We start from the raw sequence: 18,194 nt of genomic DNA on the forward strand, positions 1-18,194 counted from the left end.
GCATTTGTATTTTGCGCTCCGTCCAGGGGCGCGCCGCAGGTGTTTCGATCCGCAATCGGTGCGCAGCGCGCGCCGGTCCCATAAGAGCCTGTAACGAGACGTTCCATGAAAGTTAAAAATCAGGCGTCAGCCGTAACGGCCGAGACAGACAACGAGATCGAGCTCAGGTCGATTCTCGAAACGCTGGGCCGTCACTGGAAGATGATCGCGGCGACCGTGACGGTCGTCTTCAGCATCGGGGTGGTGTATGCGTTCTTTTCAGCGCCGATCTATCAGGCCGGCATGCTGGTCAAGGTCGACGAGGCGAGCAGTGCGTCCCCCGGCGACACGCGCGACATGGTGAGAGCCGCCGCGACGATGTTCGATCAGAGAGCAACCGCCGAAGGCGAAATCCAGGTTCTCGGCTCGAAGTTCGTGCTCGGTCCGGTCGTCGATGCACTCAAACTCTATATTCAGGCGGCGCCGCATCGCTTCCCCATCGTCGGCGGCATGATCTCGCGCATGAGCGACGGCACCTCGACGCCGGGTCTGTTCGGCCGCGGCGGCTACGCGTGGGGTTCCGAATCGATCGACGTTTCGGCGTTCGACGTGCCGAAACCGTTCGAAGGCGAGGACTACACGCTTCGCTATCTCGGCAACGGCCAGTATCAGGTGCGCGGCCCGGGCATCGAGACGGGCGTCGGGGGCCAGATCGGCACCGTGCAGCGTTTCGACACCGAAGCCGGCCCGATCTCGCTCCTCGTGAGCTTCATCCACGGCGAGAAGGGCGTCGAGTTCGATCTGGTGCGCCGATCGCGCGTGTCCGCGATGGAACGTCTGCAGGGCTCGCTGACGATCGCCGAGCAGGGCAACAAATCGGGCGTCATCAGCACGTCGCTCGAAGGCAAGGACCCGGTGCTCGTGGCGGCGACGATCAACGAACTGTCGCGCATGTACATCAAGCAGAACGCCGACCGCCGCGGGATCAACGCCGAGAAGTCGCTCGAGTATCTCGAACAGCAGCTGCCCGACGCCAAGCGCCAGATGGAGCAGGCCGAGGACAACTACAACGCGTACCGCAACAGCCGCACGCTCTTCAACGCCGACGAAGAAGGCCGCATCGTCATGCAGCAGGCTTCCCAGGCGGACGCCCAGTTGCTCGACCTGAAGCGTCGCCGTTCGGACCTGGCGAGCCATTTCTCGGCGCAGCATCCGAGCGTCGTGGTGATCGACCAGCAGATCGCGGCAACCGAGAAATACATCGGCGGACTGTCGGCGCGCGTCAAGGCGATGCCGCAGGCCGAGCAGGGCGCGCTTCGTCTGCAGCGTGATGTGCGCATGAGCACGGATGTCTATTCGGCCCTGCGCAACAATATCGAAACGATGCGTCTGATCAAGGCCGGCCGCACGCCGACCGTGGAACTGCTCGACCGCGCTGAAGTGCCCGAGCGTCCGGTCAAGCCGGTGAAGGCGCTCGTGCTGGTGATCGCGGCAGGTATCGGACTGTTCCTCGGCATCGTGATGGCGTTCGCTCGCGACTTCCTGTTCAAGGGCGTGCTCGATCCGAAGGAACTGGAATCGAAGACGGGTCTTTCCGTGTTCGCGACGATTCCGGACAGCGAACGGCAGAAGGAACTGGCAAAGCGTATCGCCGACAAGCGGCCCGAGCAGCTCGCGCTCGCCTCGCGTTACCCGACGGACCCGGCTGTCGAAGGCCTGCGCATGATGCGTGCATCGCTGCAGTACGCGTTGATGGATGCGCCGAACAACGTCGTGATGCTGGCAGGTCCGCTGCCGGGTATCGGCAAGTCGTTCGTGTCGGCCAACCTCGCGACGCTGCTGGCGGCTGGCGGCAAGCGCGTGCTGCTGGTCGACTGCGACCTGCGCCGCGGCCACCTGAACCAGTATTTCGGCCTGCCGCGCGGCAAGGGTCTCGTGGATATCGTGAGCGGCTCGAGCTCGTTGGATGAAGCCGTGCATCGCTCGGTGCTGAACAACCTCGACTTCGTGCAGTGCGGCTTCTATCCGCCGGACCCGGCCGAGCTGCTGTTGTCGAATGCGTTCACGGATGCGGTGAGCCGTGCGTCGGAGGAGTACGACATCGTGCTGCTCGATGCTCCGGCGATCCTGGCAGTGTCGGACACGTCGATCATGGCGCCCGTCGCGGGTTCCATCTTCCTCGTGGCGCGTTATGGGGATACGCGCTCCGGCGAAATCTCGGAGTCGGTCAAGCGGCTCGAGCAGTCGGGTGCGAGCGTCACCGGCGTGCTGCTCAATGGCTTCAAGGTGCACTACGGCAATTATGCCCAGGCGCGCCAGTACGGCGGCTACGCCTACGCCGCGTACAAGAGCGACAAGGAATAGGGACTCACTCATCCGGAACCCGCTCCTGTTGGACCCCGAATCAAAAAGTTCTACTAATTAAACGTCCTGAGTGTGTAAAACGAGGAGAAGTAAATATGTTCTCGCCGCATGAGTTGAAAATCGGTGTCGTGGGGCTCGGCTACGTCGGTCTGCCGCTCGCCGTCGAGTTCGGCAAGCGTACGCCGGTCGTGGGATTCGATATCAACCGCGCGCGCATCGGCGCGCTGCGCGAAGGGCGCGACGTCACGCTCGAAGTCAGTGACGAAGAACTGGCGCAGGCCAGCTTCATGCAGTACAGCGCCGAAGTCGAAGACCTGAGAAGCTGCACGGTGTTCATCGCCACCGTGCCGACACCGATCGACCACTACAAGCGTCCGGACCTGTCGCCGCTGATCGGCGCGTCGACGACCATCGGCAGCGTGCTGAAGAAGGGCGATGTCGTCATCTATGAATCGACCGTCTATCCTGGCGCGACCGAAGAAGAGTGCGTGCCGGTGCTGGAAAAGATGTCCGGCCTGAAGTTCAACGAGGACTTCTTCGTCGGCTACAGCCCCGAGCGGATCAATCCGGGCGACAAGTCGCACCGTCTGCCGGACATCAAGAAGGTCACGTCCGGTTCGACGCCCGAAGTCGCCGATTTCGTCGACGAGCTGTATCGCGGCATCATCACGGCGGGTACGCACAAGGCGAGCAGCATTCGCGTCGCCGAGGCGGCCAAGGTGATCGAGAACACGCAGCGCGACGTCAACATCGCGCTGATCAACGAGCTGTCGATCATCTTCAACAAGATGAACATCGACACCGAATCCGTGCTGCTCGCGGCGGGCACGAAGTGGAACTTCATCCCGTTCCGTCCGGGTCTCGTCGGCGGCCACTGCATCGGCGTCGATCCGTATTACCTGACGCACAAGGCGCAGGCGATCGGCTATCACCCGGAGATCATTCTCGCGGGGCGCCGCCTGAACGACAGCATGGGCAACTATGTCGTGTCCCAGCTCGTGAAGACCATGACCAAGCGCGATATCGCCATCTCGGGTGCGCGCGTGCTCATCATGGGCCTGACCTTCAAGGAGAACTGCCCGGACCTGCGCAACACGCGCGTGGTGGACATCATCGCGGATCTGAAGGAATACGGCGTTCAGGTCGACGTGTACGACCCGTGGGTGTCGAAGGAAGAAGCACATCACGAGTACGGCATCGATCCGGTCGACCAGCCGGCCAAGGGCGTCTACGACGCGGTCGTGCTCGCCGTGGCGCACAAGCAGTTTGCCGATGAAGGCGCGGAGGGCATCCACGCCTACGGCAAGTCGAAGCACGTGCTGTGCGACCTCAAATACGTTCTCCCGCCCGAGGCGAGCGACATGCGTCTATGAGGCTTCGATTCATCGGACGATACGCACCGTCTGCAGCCATGCAGCCGCACGCGTATTGCCCGATGGAAGCCGCTGTACGCCATCGCCGCGGTTCGGCCCTCGTTTTCGACGGCTGCCCGCGGCGATGCCAACCGGACGTTCGGAGTTCGCAATGAAGATGCCCAAGGTGGTTCTGTACGCCAATACCGATTGGTATCTCTACAACTTTCGTCTTTCGTTCGCTCGCAAACTGCGCGATGCGGGTTTCGAGGTCATTCTGTTGTCTCCCGACGGCGAGTACGGTCCGAAGCTGAAGGATCTGGGCTTTCGCTGGCATGCGGTGCCGATGAACCGGCGCAGCCTGAATCCGCTGCGCGAACTGGCGCTCGTGCTGTGGCTCGCGCGCTTCTTCCGCCGTGAAAAGCCGCAGCTCGTGCACGGCTTCACGATCAAGAGCGCGGTGTACGGCTCGTTCGCGAGCAAGCTGGCGGGCGTCCCGGCGCGCGTGAACGCAGTCGCCGGCATGGGCTATGTGTTCACGAGCCGCGACCTGAAGGCGCGGCTCTTGAAGCCGGTGGTGCGCCAGGTGATGCGCTCGGCGCTGAACGGCCGCGGCAGTATTCTCGTGCTGCAGAACCCGGACGACATCAAGCTGTTCGAAGCCGCGCGCATCGTCGAGAAAAGCGGCATCCGGCTCGTCAAGGGCTCGGGCGTCGATCTGACGCGCTTCCAGGTGCGCGAGGAATCGCCGGAAGATGCGACGCGGCCGCTGCGTGTATTGCTCGCGGCGCGGCTCGTGTGGGACAAGGGCATCGAGGAATACGTGGAGGCGGCGCGCATGCTCCGGCGCGAAAATCGCACCGTGCGCTTCCTGCTTGCGGGTTCGCCCGATGACGGCAATCCGGCCTCGGTGAGCACGGCGATGGTGCAGGGCTGGGTGAAGGAAGGACTGATCGAATGGCTCGGTCATGTGAGCGACATGCCGAAGCTGTTCAAGGAAGTGGATGTGATGGCGCTGCCGAGCTATCGCGAAGGCTTGCCGAAAGCGCTGATCGAAGCCGCGGGCTGCGCGCTGCCGCTCATCACGACGGATGCGCCCGGCTGCCGCGAAGTCGTCAGCGAAAACGGCGTCGATGGATTGCAGATTCCGGTGCGCGACGCACGCGCGCTCGCCGACGCAATCCGCCGCCTCGACGACGACCGCGCGTTCGCGAGAACACTCGGTCTCGCCGCGCGCGAAAAAGCGCTCAAGAATTTCGACGAACGCATCGTCATCGAGAAGACGCTCGCCGTATACCGCGAGCTGGTGCCCTCGATCACGATCGAAGGCGAGCGCCGCGAGCATGCCGCGCCCGTCGGTCAATTTGGAGACTTTCATGTCTGATCGTTACGAATCGGTCCGCCAGCAACTGATGCGCGATCCGCAGAAATGGCTGATTACCGGTGTCGCCGGCTTCATCGGCTCGAATCTGCTCGAAGCACTGCTCAAGCTGGACCAGGAAGTCGTCGGGCTCGACAACTTCGCCACCGGCCATCAGCGCAATCTCGACGAAGTGCGCTCGCTCGTGTCGCCCGCGCAATGGAGCCGCTTCAGCTTCATGGAAGGCGATATCCGCAATCTCGACGACTGCCGCGCCGCGGTGAAGGGCGCCGCGCACGTGCTGCACGAAGCGGCGCTCGGCTCGGTGCCGCGCTCAGTGAACGATCCGATCACGACGCACGAAGTGAACATCAGCGGCTTTCTGAACATGCTCGTCGCCGCGCGCGACGCCAAAGTGGAAAGCTTCACGTATGCGGCGTCGAGCTCGACCTACGGCGACCATCCCGGCTTGCCGAAAGTCGAGGATCGTATCGGCCAGCCGCTGTCGCCGTATGCGGTGACGAAGTACGCGAACGAGCTGTACGCGTCGGTATTTGCGCGCACCTACGGCCTGAACGCGATCGGCCTGCGCTATTTCAACGTGTTCGGCAAGCGTCAGGACCCGGACGGCGCGTATGCGGCGGTGATCCCGAAGTGGACGGCCGCGCTCATCGACGACGAACAGGTCACGATCAACGGCGACGGCGAAACGAGCCGCGATTTCTGCTTCATCGACAACGTCGTGCAGATGAACATTCTCGCCGCGACGTCGGACGCCGAAGCGCGCAATCAGGTCTATAACGTCGCGGTCGGCGACCGCACGACGCTCAATCAGCTCTACGATGGCCTGAAGCGCGTGCTCGCCGACAACGGCGTGGTGAACGACGGCAGCGCGGTGTACGCGCCGTTTCGCGCCGGCGACGTGCGCCACTCGCAGGCGAACGTCGACAAGGCCGCGCAACTGCTCGGCTACGCGAGCGCGATTCCGCTCGCCGACGGTCTCGCGATCGCGATGCCGTGGTACATCCGCTTCCTGTCGGGGCGGCGCGTGCCGGCTGAACAGGTCGAAGGCGACGTGGCGGCGAGGCCCGCATGAAGATCGTCGTTTTCATCTATTCGATGCACGGCGGCGGCGCGGAGCGCATCACCGCGAATCTCGCGAACGAATGGGCGGCGCTCGGCTGGGACGTGACCGTCGTCACGTTGACGGCCGGTGAAACCGACGTCTATCCGTTCCATCCGCGCGTGAAGCGCATCGAGCTCGGGCTCGCGGGCGGTGTCGAAGGCGGCGGCTTCGTGCGCACGCTGCTGTCGAACGCGAAGCGCGTCCTCGCTTTTCGCAAGGTGCTGCGCGAGACGAAACCGACGGTCGCGCTCGGCGTCATGGCAACCGCGAACGTGCTCACCGTGCTCGCGGGCATCGGCCTGCCGTACAAGATCATCGCGAGCGAGCACACGCATCCGCCGCGCGCGCAGCTCACGCCGTTCTGGGAGCGCCTGCGCCGCCTGACGTACCGCTTCGCGGACAAGGTCGTCGCGCTCACCGACGAAACGAAAGACTGGATCGAGACGCACTGCGGCTGCCGCGACGTCAAGGTGATTCCGCCGCCGTTCGCGCTGCCGATCGCGCGCACGAACCCGATCATCGAGCCGCACAGCGTGGTCGGCGAAGAGCGTCGCGTGCTGCTCGCGGTCGGCCGGCTGTCGCCCGAAAAGGGCTTCGACAGCCTCATCGACGCATTCAGGAAGATTGCCGGCGCGCTGCCGCAATGGGATCTCGTGATCGTCGGCGAAGGTCAGGCGCGCGCGAGCCTGGAACGGCGCGTGGAAGAGACCAAGCTGCACGGCCGCGTCTTCCTGCCGGGCCGCGCGGGCAATGTCGCGGACTGGTACGAGCGCGCGGACCTGTACGTGCTGAGCTCGCACTTCGAAGGCTTTTCTATGACGCTCGTGGAAGCGATGGCGCACGGCTGCGCCGCCGTCAGCTACGACTGCGATTCCGGCCCGCGCGTGATCCTCACGCACGGCACGGACGGCCTGCTCGTGACGCCGGTCGGCGACGCAGGCGCGCTCGCGAAGTCGCTCGAATCGCTGATGAAGGACGACGCCGAGCGTGATCGCATGGCGCTGTGCGCGAGCACCGTCAACGAGCGCTTCGCGTTCCCGAAGACCATCGCGCTCTGGCAGGACGTGTTCGAAGCGTCCGGCGTGAAGGTGCCGCGGCGCGCGAATCTGCGCGTTCCCGTTGCCGAGCGTTGAGGAGCCGCCGATCATGAAGATCATGCTCGTCGTCAGTTCGATGGGAAGCGGCGGCGCGGAGCGCGTGGCGGCATCGCTCGTCAACGCTTGGGGCGCGCGCGGCGACACCGTCACGCTCGTCATCACGTACAGCGGGCGCGGCGCGTGCTTCTATCCGCTCGCAGAGAACGTGCGCTGCGTGTTCCTCGCCGATCGCGTGAAGGCCGGCGCGCGCATGCTGCAATATCCCGCGCGTTTTCGGGCGTTGCGCGCGCTGATTCGCGAAAGCGCGCCCGATGTCGTCGTGTCGTTCCTGTCGAACGTGAACCTCACGACGATTCTCGCGACGCGCGGCCTCGGCATTCCGGTCATCGCGAGCGAGCATATCGATCCGTCGGCGGACGGCCGCTCGTCGCTCATGATGCAGATGTGCCGCTTTGTCTATCCGAGCGCCGATCTGCTGACGCTGCTCACGGACAACATGGAGGCGTCGTTCCGGAAGATGGTGCCGCGCGTGAAGGGCATCGAAGTGGTGCCGAATCCGCTGCCGGACGAACTGCTGCTGCTCGATCCCGCCAGCGTCGAAAAGGGCGCGCGCAAGCGGCTCATCGCGGTCGGGCGGCTGAACACGCAAAAAGCGTTCGACTGGCTGATCGACGTCTTCGCGACGCTCGCGCCCGAGTTTCCGGACTGGGATTTGTGGATCTGGGGCGAAGGCCCGGAGCGCGCGGCGCTCGAAGCGCAGATCGCGCAACGGAAGATGGGCGAGCGTGTGCTGATGCCCGGCAAGACGACGACGCCCTGGGAAGAGATGGCGCGCTCGGATACGTTCGTGCTGTCGTCGCGCTACGAAGGCCTGCCGATGGCGATGCTCGAAGGCATGGCGCTTGGCCTGCCGACCGTCGCGTTCGATTGCAAGAGCGGCCCGCGCGAGCTGACGCGCGACGGCCAGGACGGCGTGCTCGTGCCGGCCGGCGACAAGGCCGCGCTGACCGATGCGCTGCGGCGCGTGATGTCGGACGAAGCCTTGCGCGCGGAACTCGGACGCAAGGCGGCGGCGTCGGTGCGGCAACGCTACTCGTCGCAGGCGATTCTGCGTCAGTGGGACAGCATCTTTTCCCGGCTCGGCGCACGCGGACGCAGCGACGAAGGCAAGAGCGCGGGATATCCGCGCGCGGTCACGGGAGAAAAGGCGTAATGGTCGACCGGCGGCGCGTCATTCACTCCCTGCTGATGGGCGCCGTGGCCGGCGGCGCGAGCGCCGTGGGGCTGGGCGCGCAGGCGTCCGCGAAGCGTGAGGTCGTCACCGACAAGTCGTTCGGCGTGAAGGGCGACGGCAGGACGAACGATCGCATCGCGCTGCAGAACGCCATCGACCGGTCCGTGGATCAGACGCTTTTGATCACCGGCAAGTGCCGAATCGACGCCAAAGGGCTCGATCTGCGCCGCAACAGTCATGTGCGTTTCGCGCCGGGCGCGTCGATCAAGCTGCTGCCGCACGACACGTCGTTCTATTCGATGTTCCGCATCTGGGACGTGGACAACGTGCTGGTCGAAAACGCGGTGCTCGACGGCAGCAAGGAGCTGAACGCCGCCACGCCCGCGCTGCGCGAAAACGGCCACGGCATGGGCTTTTCGATCGCCGGCAGCACGCAAGTGACGCTGATCTCGCCGAAGACGGTCGGTTGCTGGGGCGACGGTATCTATATCGCCAACAGCTACGAGGTGCCGTTCAGGTACAGCAGCCATATCCGCGTGGTGAAGCACCATGCGGACCGATGCCGCCGGCAGGGCGTCTCGATCATCAGCGGGCGCAACATCGTGTTCGAGCGTCCGCTGTGGGAGAACATCGGCGGCACGCAGCCGGAAGCGGGCCTGGACGCCGAACCGAACAGCAACGCCGACATTCTGGAGAACATCCGCATCGTCGATCCGGTGACGCGCAACTGCCGCTACGGGATCATCGTCTGGCTGGAAGAGATCGTGGGACCGGTGCCGAAGCATGTCGATATCGGCATCACGAATCATCGCGACGAAAGCGCGAGCGATGCGGCATTCGCCGTCTCGTCGCTCAAGCTGAACGGGCGCAAGGTGTCTGGACAGATCGTCAGTCATTCGCCGACGTGGGTGCGCGCACGGATGTCGACGGTCGAAAGCATCGACTATGACAAGGCGGGACCGAAGATCGTCGTCACCAACCTGCGGCTCGTGCCCTAAAAGCCGCGCGACACACTATAACTAAAGCGAAAACAAGGCCAAGCGATGCAAGCAACGACAATGGACAACACAGCGCAGCAACCCGCACCCGCCAGACGCGTGACGGGCTTCGCCTATTTCATGACGCCTTCCGGATGGGCGTTTCTGGCGCTCGCGGTGGCCACGCTCTCGATACTCGCGTTCCGCGACCGCAGCATCGGGATGATCTTCGACCAGGAAGCGTACATCCAGTATTTCCGCTCGACGGACTGGCACTGGCTCGTGCAGTTCTACCGCAGCCGCGAATCGGACTTCGGCTTTCTCGTCAGCCTGATCACGGAAGAGCTGGGCTGGCGCTCGTGGGTCATCTTTCTGAACGCGCTCGGCGTGACGCCCGAAGGCGGCATCCGCACGACGGTGATCCTGCTCAACCTCGTCGTGATGTATTCGCTGCTGCAGACGCGGCGGCCGCTCGTCGGCCTCCTGCTGTGGCTCATCATTCCGTATGCGCTCGCAACCGTAGGGCTGTTCCAGATTCGCCAGGGCTTCGGCCTGGCCATCGCGATGCTGTTCGCATTGCGCTTCAACCGGCCGACGCTCGGCATGGGCCTCGCGAGCTTCGTGCACACGACCTTCGCCGTGCCCACGGCCTTTCTCCTGACCGCCGTGATATGCGGCGAGAAAAAGGGACGCGCGCTCGTCGCGGTGAGCGTGGCGGCGATCGTGCTGGCGTCGGCGGCGAAGTTCCTGTTCGCGAACTACGGCGGACGGCGTATCGACGAATACACCGGCTATCAGGAAAACTTCACGATCAAGCTGCTCGCGCTGCTGTTCTTCTACACGATGGCGTCCGTCATGGTGCTGTACTCGACGTGGCGCTCGCCGGATACGCGGCGTCAGCTGACGCTTTCGCGCATGTCGATCATGCACGTGGGCCTCTTCGTGTATCTCGTCGTCGCGTTCTTCGTGTTCCCGTTCGCGAAGGGCCGCGTCTGGTATTGCGTGCCGCTGCTCCTGCCCTTCCTCGCTCCGGAGATCAAGCTCAAGAACGCTGGCGTGCTCGCCATCACGCTCGGCGTGTTCATCGCCGTCTCCGCCGATGCCACGAAGAGCTATTTCGAAGGCGTCTATCACTATTTCCTGATGCCCTGACGACGATGTCCTACTTCCTGATTTCGCTCGATTTCGAATTGATGTGGGGCGTGCGCGACCATCGCTCGATCGCCACATACGGAAAGAACATCCTCGGCGTGCGCGAGGCGATTCCGGCCATGCTCGCGATGTTCACGAAGTATCGCGTGAAGGCGACCTGGGCGACGGTCGGCATGCTGCTCTTCGATAACAAGAAGGACCTGCTCGCGAATCTGCCCGACGTGCGCCCGAGTTATGCCGATGCAAAGCTGAGCCCGTACGCGGGCGGCTATCTCGATTCGATCGGCGCGGACGAGAAAAGCGATCCGTATCACTACGGCTTGTCGCTCGCGCGCCAGATCGTCGATACCGAAGGCAGCGAGCTCGCGAGCCATACGTTCTGTCATTACTACGCGCTCGAAGCGGGGCAGGACAAGGCGCAGTTCGCCGCCGACATGGCAGCGTCCGTCGCGTCGATCAAACGTCTCGCCGATCCGCCCGCAAGCATCGTCTTTCCGCGCAATCAGGTGAACAACGCATATCTGCCGGTTTGCGCGGCGCACGGATTGATCGCGTACCGCGGCACCGAGCGCAACTGGATGTACCGCGAAACGGCGCGCGCCGACGAAGCCGCGCTGCGCCGCGCCGCCCGTCTCGCCGATGCGTATATCGATCTTTCCGGCGATCACGCCTTCGATCCGCAGCCGTCGCGCGGTCTCGTCGACGTGCGTTCGAGCCGCTTTCTGCGTCCGTACGCGCGCAACAAGCGTGCGCTGGAATGGCTGCGGATTCATCGCATCAAGCAGTCGATGACATCGGCGGCGCGCACGGGGCGCTCGTTTCATCTGTGGTGGCATCCGCATAACTTCGGCGCGAATCTCGCCGAGAACCTCGCCGTGCTTGAAGCGGTGCTCGCGCATCACGCGCACCTGAGGGACACCTACGGCGTGCAGCCCGCGACGATGGCGGAAGTCGCGCGGGCAACGCGGTCGGAAGAAAGCCGGCTGGCGGAAATGGAATTCGGGCTGTTTGTTTGAGTCGATGAGCGAGTACGGCGACTGCTTGTTCGGCGGTTGTTTCGATTGTGCGGCCTCCTTCGGGAGGCCGTTTTGCTTCAAGCGCGAAGTGAGGACGTGCCCGATGGGCTCATCGCAAGACGGCCTCCATCCGGAGGCCGTCGGTCACTCGGGCGTATCCGTTCCGGCTTTCGCTTCCGGGGCCACGAAAGGCGGCGCGAAACGCGTCCAGAAGATATAGCACGCGAGCACGACGAACGCGCCGATGCCGGTGGCGAGCAGCACGCCTTGCGCGCCGAAGAAGCGGATAAGGATGATATTGCCGGCGATCTTGGTCCCGAAGCCGATCAGCGAAAACACGGTGATGGCCCGATAGCGCGTCTCGCTCGCGAACAACTGCACGAGCACGCACATGCCGAAATAGAAGGGCACTTGCAGCAGGCCATAACGGAATAGCGTCGTGACGGCGATGGTGTCGTCGGCCGTGAAGGCGCCCTTCTGAAAGAGCAGCTTGACGACGAACGGCGCGAGCACATACGCGATCACGCCGCCGATCAGGCCCACTGCGGTCATGATGCCCGACCACTTCAGCGCCGTGCTGCGCGCGCGCTCGTGGTCGCCGCGATGAAGAATCTCCGCGAGAATCGGCAAGGTCGCCCGCGTGATGGCGAGCGCGCCCATGCTGAGCACGAGCGAAAGCAGCCGGTTTGCGTAGCCGAGCGTCGCGATGGCGCCGTCGCCCTGCTGCGCCATGAAGTACTGGTCGACCGGCAGCCAGAGACCGGCGACGACCGAGCCGATCGTGAGCGTGCCCATCGAGCGGATCGTAGCCGGCCACTGCTTCGCGCGCGTCGATACACGCGGCAGCGCGGGCATCGAATCGGCGCGGCGCGCGAGCACGCGCAGCCACGCGGACTGCACCACGAAACCGAGCGACGTGCCCACGACGAGCGGCCAGATCGACGTGTTGTCTTGCGCACCGAGCACGAACACGAGCAGGCCGATGGCCGGCACGCATTCGAGCAACGTGTTGATGTGCTTGCCGGAAGCCTGCAGCCGCGCCGACGAAATGCAGATCGTGAAAGTCAGCACGCCGACCGGCAACATGCCGATGATCATGTGCCGGCAAATCTCGCGCGTCGACTCGGCGAGATTGCTGCCGACCGCCTCCGCCATATAGGGCCAGCCGAGCCAGAGCAGCAGGCACGAAGCGAGGCCGATGACGAGCCCCACGCCTTCGAGCTCGCCGATAAAGCCGTTCTGCTCGGATTTGTCGTCCTTGAGCGAGACGAGCGCGGGAATCAGCAAGACGCTCAGCACGTTCGTGAGCATCGTGGGCAGCCAGGTGACGAGCGTGAGCGCGAGCTGATAAGCGTCGACGGTGCCGCTGATCCCGTAGCGCCAGGCGATCGCCATTTCCTTCGACGCGCCGATACATTTGCCGAGGATCACGAATGCCAGGAGCACGACCGCGCTTCTCGCGATGCGTTTGTGATCCTGATGCACTCCGCCGAGACGGCGTCTTACCGATTGCACCGCTGCGCTCAGCACTGTACTTCTCCTGCGTGGGAGCCTTTCGTCGCGTGGCTCGACGTCAGGGCGATACGGGTCATGCGATGGAAGGTCGCGAAGGCTGACTGCCTTCGCGCGTGAGATGAGGAGCGTGCATGAAAACGGGCGGCACGACTGTTCGCTAAGGCACCTGGCCGCGCGGATGCCGACGGGCGTCGGAATGGAGTTTCGGAAAGCGCGGAAGACATGTCTTTCATGGTGCGATGCGGGCCCGGCGAGGCGGGACCAAGGTTGAGATTAGTGCTTGTGCGGCTATCGATCGGTGCGAAATGGAACATATGACCGATATGGCGTAGGCTAAAACGTCTGATTATTTAATATTCGTCTGCGGATTAATCCGGTATCGTTTGATCAGATTATTCGAGGTTGTCGGGTAATCCCTGCCGGTGCGAGCCTTCAATAAACTTTCTTTGCTGCGTGAAAACCCGATAAGGGTTATTCCCTGTAGGGTCTTTCCTCTGGCGATTAAATTTTTTTTTGACGGCGGCGCTTACAAAATTTGATTTGGCGGGCGAACCGGATGGTTAATCCGTTAATCATTCCAGCCAAGGGGATGCACGAACGTGCGGAAGCACACCAAACCCGCGGACAGTATTGCGAATCACACGCAATTACCCGCTATTAAAACGAAACAATCAAGCTGGTTATGCCCGTTTCGTTATACAAAAGCCATGCGCGTCAAGCCCTTGCGAGGCGTTGGATAGCGGTTCCAGACTCCGCCAGAGCGTGAACGTTCGTATTGCCATTCAGATTTGTTCAGATGAATGTTAATCATCGTATCGAACGCTCATTAACAGAAGCTTTCAGAATACGATATTAACAATGATTGATGAGATGGATTAATTGTCTCTGCAATGGTTAAAACAGGAAATACGCCGTAAAAAAGCCCCGACAAAAGAAAATAAAAAGTTACAAGCGTACATTCTGTAACAAGTAGCGGGTAGAAACGCCCAGTAACAATCTGTAGTATTAATAAAAGACGGTAATTGCTTCCCGTCAGACTTCAACGCTTCGCGGGTCCGGTTTTGGCCTGTCGGGCATGGATGAATGAGCTCTTCCAGTTATCTGGTCTCTTCAAATCCCGAAGTCGTTCGTATTTCGCCGAGATGCCTTTCGGAGTCGCCTAGCGCGGCTGTCGAGCGCTGAGCGGTGCAAACGTTTGCGCCTGCTAATTTGCGTTTGTCATCTCATCGCCCTTAAGAAACGTTGCGTGCGGCCGATGTCGCAGAGATGGGTACGCCCGTCGCTCACGCACGATCAAAAACTGGAAAGACTAATGCTTCCGAACAACACTCAGGCAGACAATCTGGCAGACGCTTCCGTCGTCAACGCTCCCATCGCAACCCGCCGCAAGCTGCTGACGTCGCTGATCGCCGGCGGCGGCGCGATGGTGCTCGCCGCATGCGGCGGCGGCGGCGATGGAACGCCTGACTCTGTCGCCGATCGTTGGAGAAAGCGCAACACCGGCAGCGCCAGCTCGTCGACCCCCGCGAGCTCGGCCACGCCTGCTTCGTCGGCCAGCGCCGCAGCGCCTGCGAGCGCGGCAACGACCACGCCCGCCAGCTCGACTTCGGCCGCCGCCACCGACACCGCCGGCACCATCGCCGCTTCGTCGTTCGGCGTGAAGGCCGATGGCAAGACCAATGACCGCGCGGCACTCCAGGCCGCCATCGACGGTTCGGTCGGTCAGATCCTGCTGATCTCGGGTCAGGTCCGTATCGACACGACGGGTCTCACGCTGCGCTCGAACAGCCACATCCGTTTCGCGTCGGGCGCGTCGATCAAGCTGCTGGCGCACAACGCGGACATCTATCAGATGATCCGTATCGTCGACGTGAGCAACGTCGTCGTCGAAAACGCGTACCTCGACGGCAGCAAGGAACTGAACTCGGCGTCGGGCGGCGAGCACGGCATGGGCTTCACGATCATGGGCGCGACGAACGTGACGCTCACGGCGCCGACCACGATCAACACGTGGGGCGACGGCATCTACATCAACGACAGCCAGTCCAAGAAGGGCGTGCCGACGTACAACCTGCGCGTCGACAACCACAAGGCCGACGGCTGCCGTCGTCAGGGTGTGTCGATCATCTCGGGCGACACGATCACGTTCAACAGCCCGATCTGGCAAAACATCAACGGCACGGCGCCGGCGTGCGGTCTCGACTTCGAGCCGAACGACAACTCGGCCGTGTTCAAGAACATCACGATCAACAGCCCGACGACGGCCAACTGCAAGGGCGGCGGCATCAACGTGTGGTTCGGCTCGCTGCCGGGTCCGATCAGCAAGACGGTCACGATCGCGATCACGAACCACGTCGACACGACGAGCCCCGGCGGTTCGTTCGCGGTTCAGGGCCTGTCGCTCGACGGCTACATCGTCAACGGCCAGATCAGCAGCTCGAATCCGAAGTGGAAGTACCCGCTGATCGTCGAGCAGTGGGACAACTCGGGTCCGCGCATCAACGTGACGAACCCGACGATCGTCAAGTCGTAATCGGCGAAGCGGTCAAGAAAAAACGCCATGCGGAAGAACTTCCGCATGGCGTTTTTTGCTTTGCTTCGTGCTGTGCCGCAGCGCGGCGGGATCGTTATTGCTGGGTGTCGGATGCCGCTTCTGCCGGCGCCGCAGGCGCGACCGACGACGCCGCTTCGCCAGGCGCGGGCAAAATCGGCGGCATCGTCGTGAAGACGGGCGGTTCGGAAGGCGCATCGGTCACTTCGGCCTCCGGCTCGGACGGCGCGCGCTTCGCACGCACCGGCTTTTGCACCGACGTCTGTTTCGCCGCACTCGGCTTCGGTTCGCTCGTGAAGGTCTGCGCGATCCACGTGCGCAGGCGCGTGAGCCGCGTCGCCCAGAAGCCCGGCGTTTCCTGCGTGTCGAAGCGCGCGCGAACGTCGATCACATGCGAGCGCAACGAACGCTGCATGAAGTCGCCGACGATCGGCAGCGCGCTGTGTGCGCCCTGTCCCCAGTAATCGCTGCGCAGCGTCACGCGGCTGTCGTTGAAGCCGACCCACGCGCCCGCGACGAGCTGCGGATGCATCAGGATGAACCAGCCGTCCGCGTTGTCCTGCGTCGTGCCGGTTTTTCCGGCGACGTCCGCGCGCACGCCGAAGCGCGTGCGGATCGCGGTGCCCGTGCCGCGATTGATCACATCGCGCATCACGTCGACGAGCTTGCGCGTCGCATCGACCGACAGCGCCCGCTCGGGCGCGCTCTCGAACTGCGCGAGCACGTCGCCGTCCTTGTTCTCGATGCGCGTGACGAGCAGCGGCTCTATATAAGAACCATCATTCGCGATGGTGCCGTACGCCGACACCATTTCCTTCAGCGTGACCGGGCTCGTGCCGAGCGCGAGCGACGGCACCACGTCGAGATGGCTTTCGCGCACGCCCATGTCGCGCGCGAGCCGTGCGACGCGGGCCGGCCCCACCGACTCCATCAGTTGCGCGGTGATGCGGTTTTTCGAGTACGCGATACCGTCGCGCAGGCTCACGGGACGGCCCGACGGCGGCGAATCGTCGGTCGGACGCCAGATTTCGTCGCCGCGAATCGGAATTTCGACGGCCTGATCGACGAACGTGTCCGTCGGCTTCGCGCCGCGATCGAACGCCGCGCCGTAGACGAAGGGCTTGAAGGTCGAACCCGGCTGGCGGCGCGCCTGCGCGACGTGATCGAACGGATCCTGCGTGAAATCGCGGCTGCCGACCCACGCCCGAATCTGGCCGTTGCGCGGATCGAGCGCGACGAACGCGGCCTGCACGCGCGTCTTGTTCTCGCACAACGTCTGCATGAATGCGCGGTCCGCGCCGAGATGTTTGAGCGCGTCGGCATCGTTCGCGCCGCCCGTGCGCAGCGCGCGGTATTGATCCGTCTCGCGGATGAACGCGTGCCCGAGATCCACGTTCGCATTCGCGCAGCCGCCACGGCCGCCCCACGCCGCGTTGGCGATCGACTGCAACTGATTGCCCTGCCACGCGAGCGCGTTCGTCGCCATCGTCTGCAGACGCGAGTCGATGGTCGTGCGCACGACGAGGCCATCGGAATAAATGTTGTAGTCGTTGTCGTCGGCCCACGCGATGAGCCACTTGCGCAACTGCTGCGCGAAGTGCGGCGCGCGTCCCGGCTCTTCCGTCTGCCGCTCGAAGTCGATGCGCAACGGGCGCTTCCTGAGCGCATCGAGCTTCGCGGGCTGGAGGTGGCCGAACTTCACCATCTGCCCGAGCACGATGTTGCGCCGGTCGAGCGCGCGCTCCGGATTGAGCACCGGGTTGTAATAGCTGTTGCCCTTCAGCATGCCGATGAGCGTCGCGCTCTCGAGCACGTCGAGCTGGCCCGCGGATTTGTCGAAGTAAGTGCGCGCGGCCATCTCGATGCCGTACGCGTTGTAGAGGAACGGCACCGTGTTCAGATAGGTTTCGAGGATCTCGTCTTTCGAATAGAGCGCCTCGATCTTGAACGCGGTGATCGCTTCCTTCAGCTTGCGCGTGAGCGTCTGCGAGCGGCCGATTTCCTCGGGATACAGATTGCGCGCGAGCTGCTGCGTGAGCGTCGAGCCGCCTTGCCGGTCGCCCGAGAACGTGCGCAGCGCCGCGCCCGCCGTGCGCCGGAAGTCGATGCCGTGATGTTGATAGAAGCGCCGGTCTTCCGTCGCGATGAGCGCGTCGATCACTTGCGGCGAGATTTCCTTCAGGCTCACCCATTCGCGATGCGTCGGCCTGAACTCGGCGAGCAGCTTGCCATCGGCGGAATAGATCTGCGCGGGCTGGTCGACCTTCGCGCGGCGGATATCGCGGATGCCGGGCGTGAACGGAATCAGCACCAGCACATAGATACAGAAGAGCGCGGGCAGGAGAAGCAGCGAGCGGGGCCGCAGATGCGGACGCAGCCACGATGCTGCGCGGGTCAGCGCAGCGCGGGCCAAGGCTTTGAATTCAGACGCGGTCACGACGAAACGGGATGTCCGGACATGGAAAACCCTG

The 18,194-nt window shown here is 63.5% G+C and carries 12 protein-coding genes; 10 read left to right on the plus strand and 2 right to left on the minus strand.

Going from position 1 to position 18,194, the window contains the following annotated elements; all coding sequences use genetic code 11:
- The first annotated feature begins 105 nt into the window (after window positions 1-105).
- The 9 genes from AWB74_RS12225 (at window position 106) to AWB74_RS12265 (ending at window position 11,657) form a co-directional block, all read left to right on the plus strand.
- Entirely contained in the window at window positions 106-2,343 is a 2,238-nt protein-coding gene (locus AWB74_RS12225) for a polysaccharide biosynthesis tyrosine autokinase (protein ID WP_061147028.1), read from the plus strand.
- A gap of 95 nt (window positions 2,344-2,438) precedes the next feature.
- Window positions 2,439-3,716: a Vi polysaccharide biosynthesis UDP-N-acetylglucosamine C-6 dehydrogenase TviB gene (tviB, locus tag AWB74_RS12230; protein ID WP_061125104.1), complete on the plus strand. Its 1,278-nt coding sequence runs from the start codon at window positions 2,439-2,441 to the stop codon at window positions 3,714-3,716.
- 151 nt (window positions 3,717-3,867) lie between these two features.
- Window positions 3,868-5,079, plus strand: a complete 1,212-nt coding sequence (locus tag AWB74_RS12235; RefSeq protein ID WP_061147127.1) for a glycosyltransferase family 4 protein — start codon at window positions 3,868-3,870, stop codon at window positions 5,077-5,079.
- Window positions 5,072-6,151: an SDR family oxidoreductase gene (locus tag AWB74_RS12240; protein WP_061147029.1), complete on the plus strand. Its 1,080-nt coding sequence runs from the start codon at window positions 5,072-5,074 to the stop codon at window positions 6,149-6,151. Before AWB74_RS12235 ends, AWB74_RS12240 begins: the two co-directional genes overlap by 8 nt.
- Window positions 6,148-7,314 (plus strand): glycosyltransferase family 4 protein, encoded by a 1,167-nt coding sequence (locus AWB74_RS12245; RefSeq protein ID WP_061147030.1) that lies wholly within the window; start codon window positions 6,148-6,150, stop codon window positions 7,312-7,314. Before AWB74_RS12240 ends, AWB74_RS12245 begins: the two co-directional genes overlap by 4 nt.
- Window positions 7,315-7,327: 13 nt before the next feature.
- On the plus strand, window positions 7,328-8,491 hold the full coding sequence (locus AWB74_RS12250; protein ID WP_061147126.1) for a glycosyltransferase family 4 protein: 1,164 nt from the start codon (window positions 7,328-7,330) through the stop codon (window positions 8,489-8,491).
- The gene (locus AWB74_RS12255) at window positions 8,491-9,510 is read left to right on the plus strand and encodes a hypothetical protein (RefSeq protein WP_061147031.1); all 1,020 of its coding nucleotides are present in this window, start codon (window positions 8,491-8,493) and stop codon (window positions 9,508-9,510) included. The genes AWB74_RS12250 and AWB74_RS12255 overlap by 1 nt, the downstream gene beginning before the upstream one ends.
- A 45-nt stretch (window positions 9,511-9,555) precedes the next feature.
- A complete protein-coding gene (locus AWB74_RS12260) occupies window positions 9,556-10,641 on the plus strand; it encodes a hypothetical protein (RefSeq protein ID WP_235024553.1) in 1,086 nt (361 codons plus the stop codon).
- A 5-nt stretch (window positions 10,642-10,646) separates the two neighbouring features.
- Window positions 10,647-11,657 carry a polysaccharide deacetylase family protein gene (locus AWB74_RS12265; protein ID WP_061147033.1) on the plus strand — a complete coding sequence of 337 codons (1,011 nt, stop codon included), beginning with the start codon at window positions 10,647-10,649 and terminating at the stop codon, window positions 11,655-11,657.
- Between the two features lie 144 nt (window positions 11,658-11,801).
- Here AWB74_RS12265 and murJ read toward each other — a convergent pair whose 3' ends face one another.
- Window positions 11,802-13,187: a murein biosynthesis integral membrane protein MurJ gene (murJ, locus tag AWB74_RS12270; RefSeq protein WP_061147034.1), complete on the minus strand. Its 1,386-nt coding sequence runs from the start codon at window positions 13,185-13,187 to the stop codon at window positions 11,802-11,804.
- Between the two features lie 1,297 nt (window positions 13,188-14,484).
- On the opposite strand from murJ, the gene AWB74_RS12275 reads away from it, so the two are divergent.
- Window positions 14,485-15,705, plus strand: a complete 1,221-nt coding sequence (locus AWB74_RS12275) for a glycoside hydrolase family protein (protein WP_061147035.1) — start codon at window positions 14,485-14,487, stop codon at window positions 15,703-15,705.
- 94 nt (window positions 15,706-15,799) lie between these two features.
- On the opposite strand, the gene AWB74_RS12280 is transcribed toward AWB74_RS12275, so the two are convergent.
- Window positions 15,800-18,160: a penicillin-binding protein 1A gene (locus AWB74_RS12280; protein WP_061147036.1), complete on the minus strand. Its 2,361-nt coding sequence runs from the start codon at window positions 18,158-18,160 to the stop codon at window positions 15,800-15,802.
- Window positions 18,161-18,194 lie beyond the last annotated feature (34 nt).

Source organism: Caballeronia arvi (assembly GCF_001544695.2).
GTDB classification, from domain to species: Bacteria; Pseudomonadota; Gammaproteobacteria; order Burkholderiales; family Burkholderiaceae; genus Caballeronia; species Caballeronia arvi.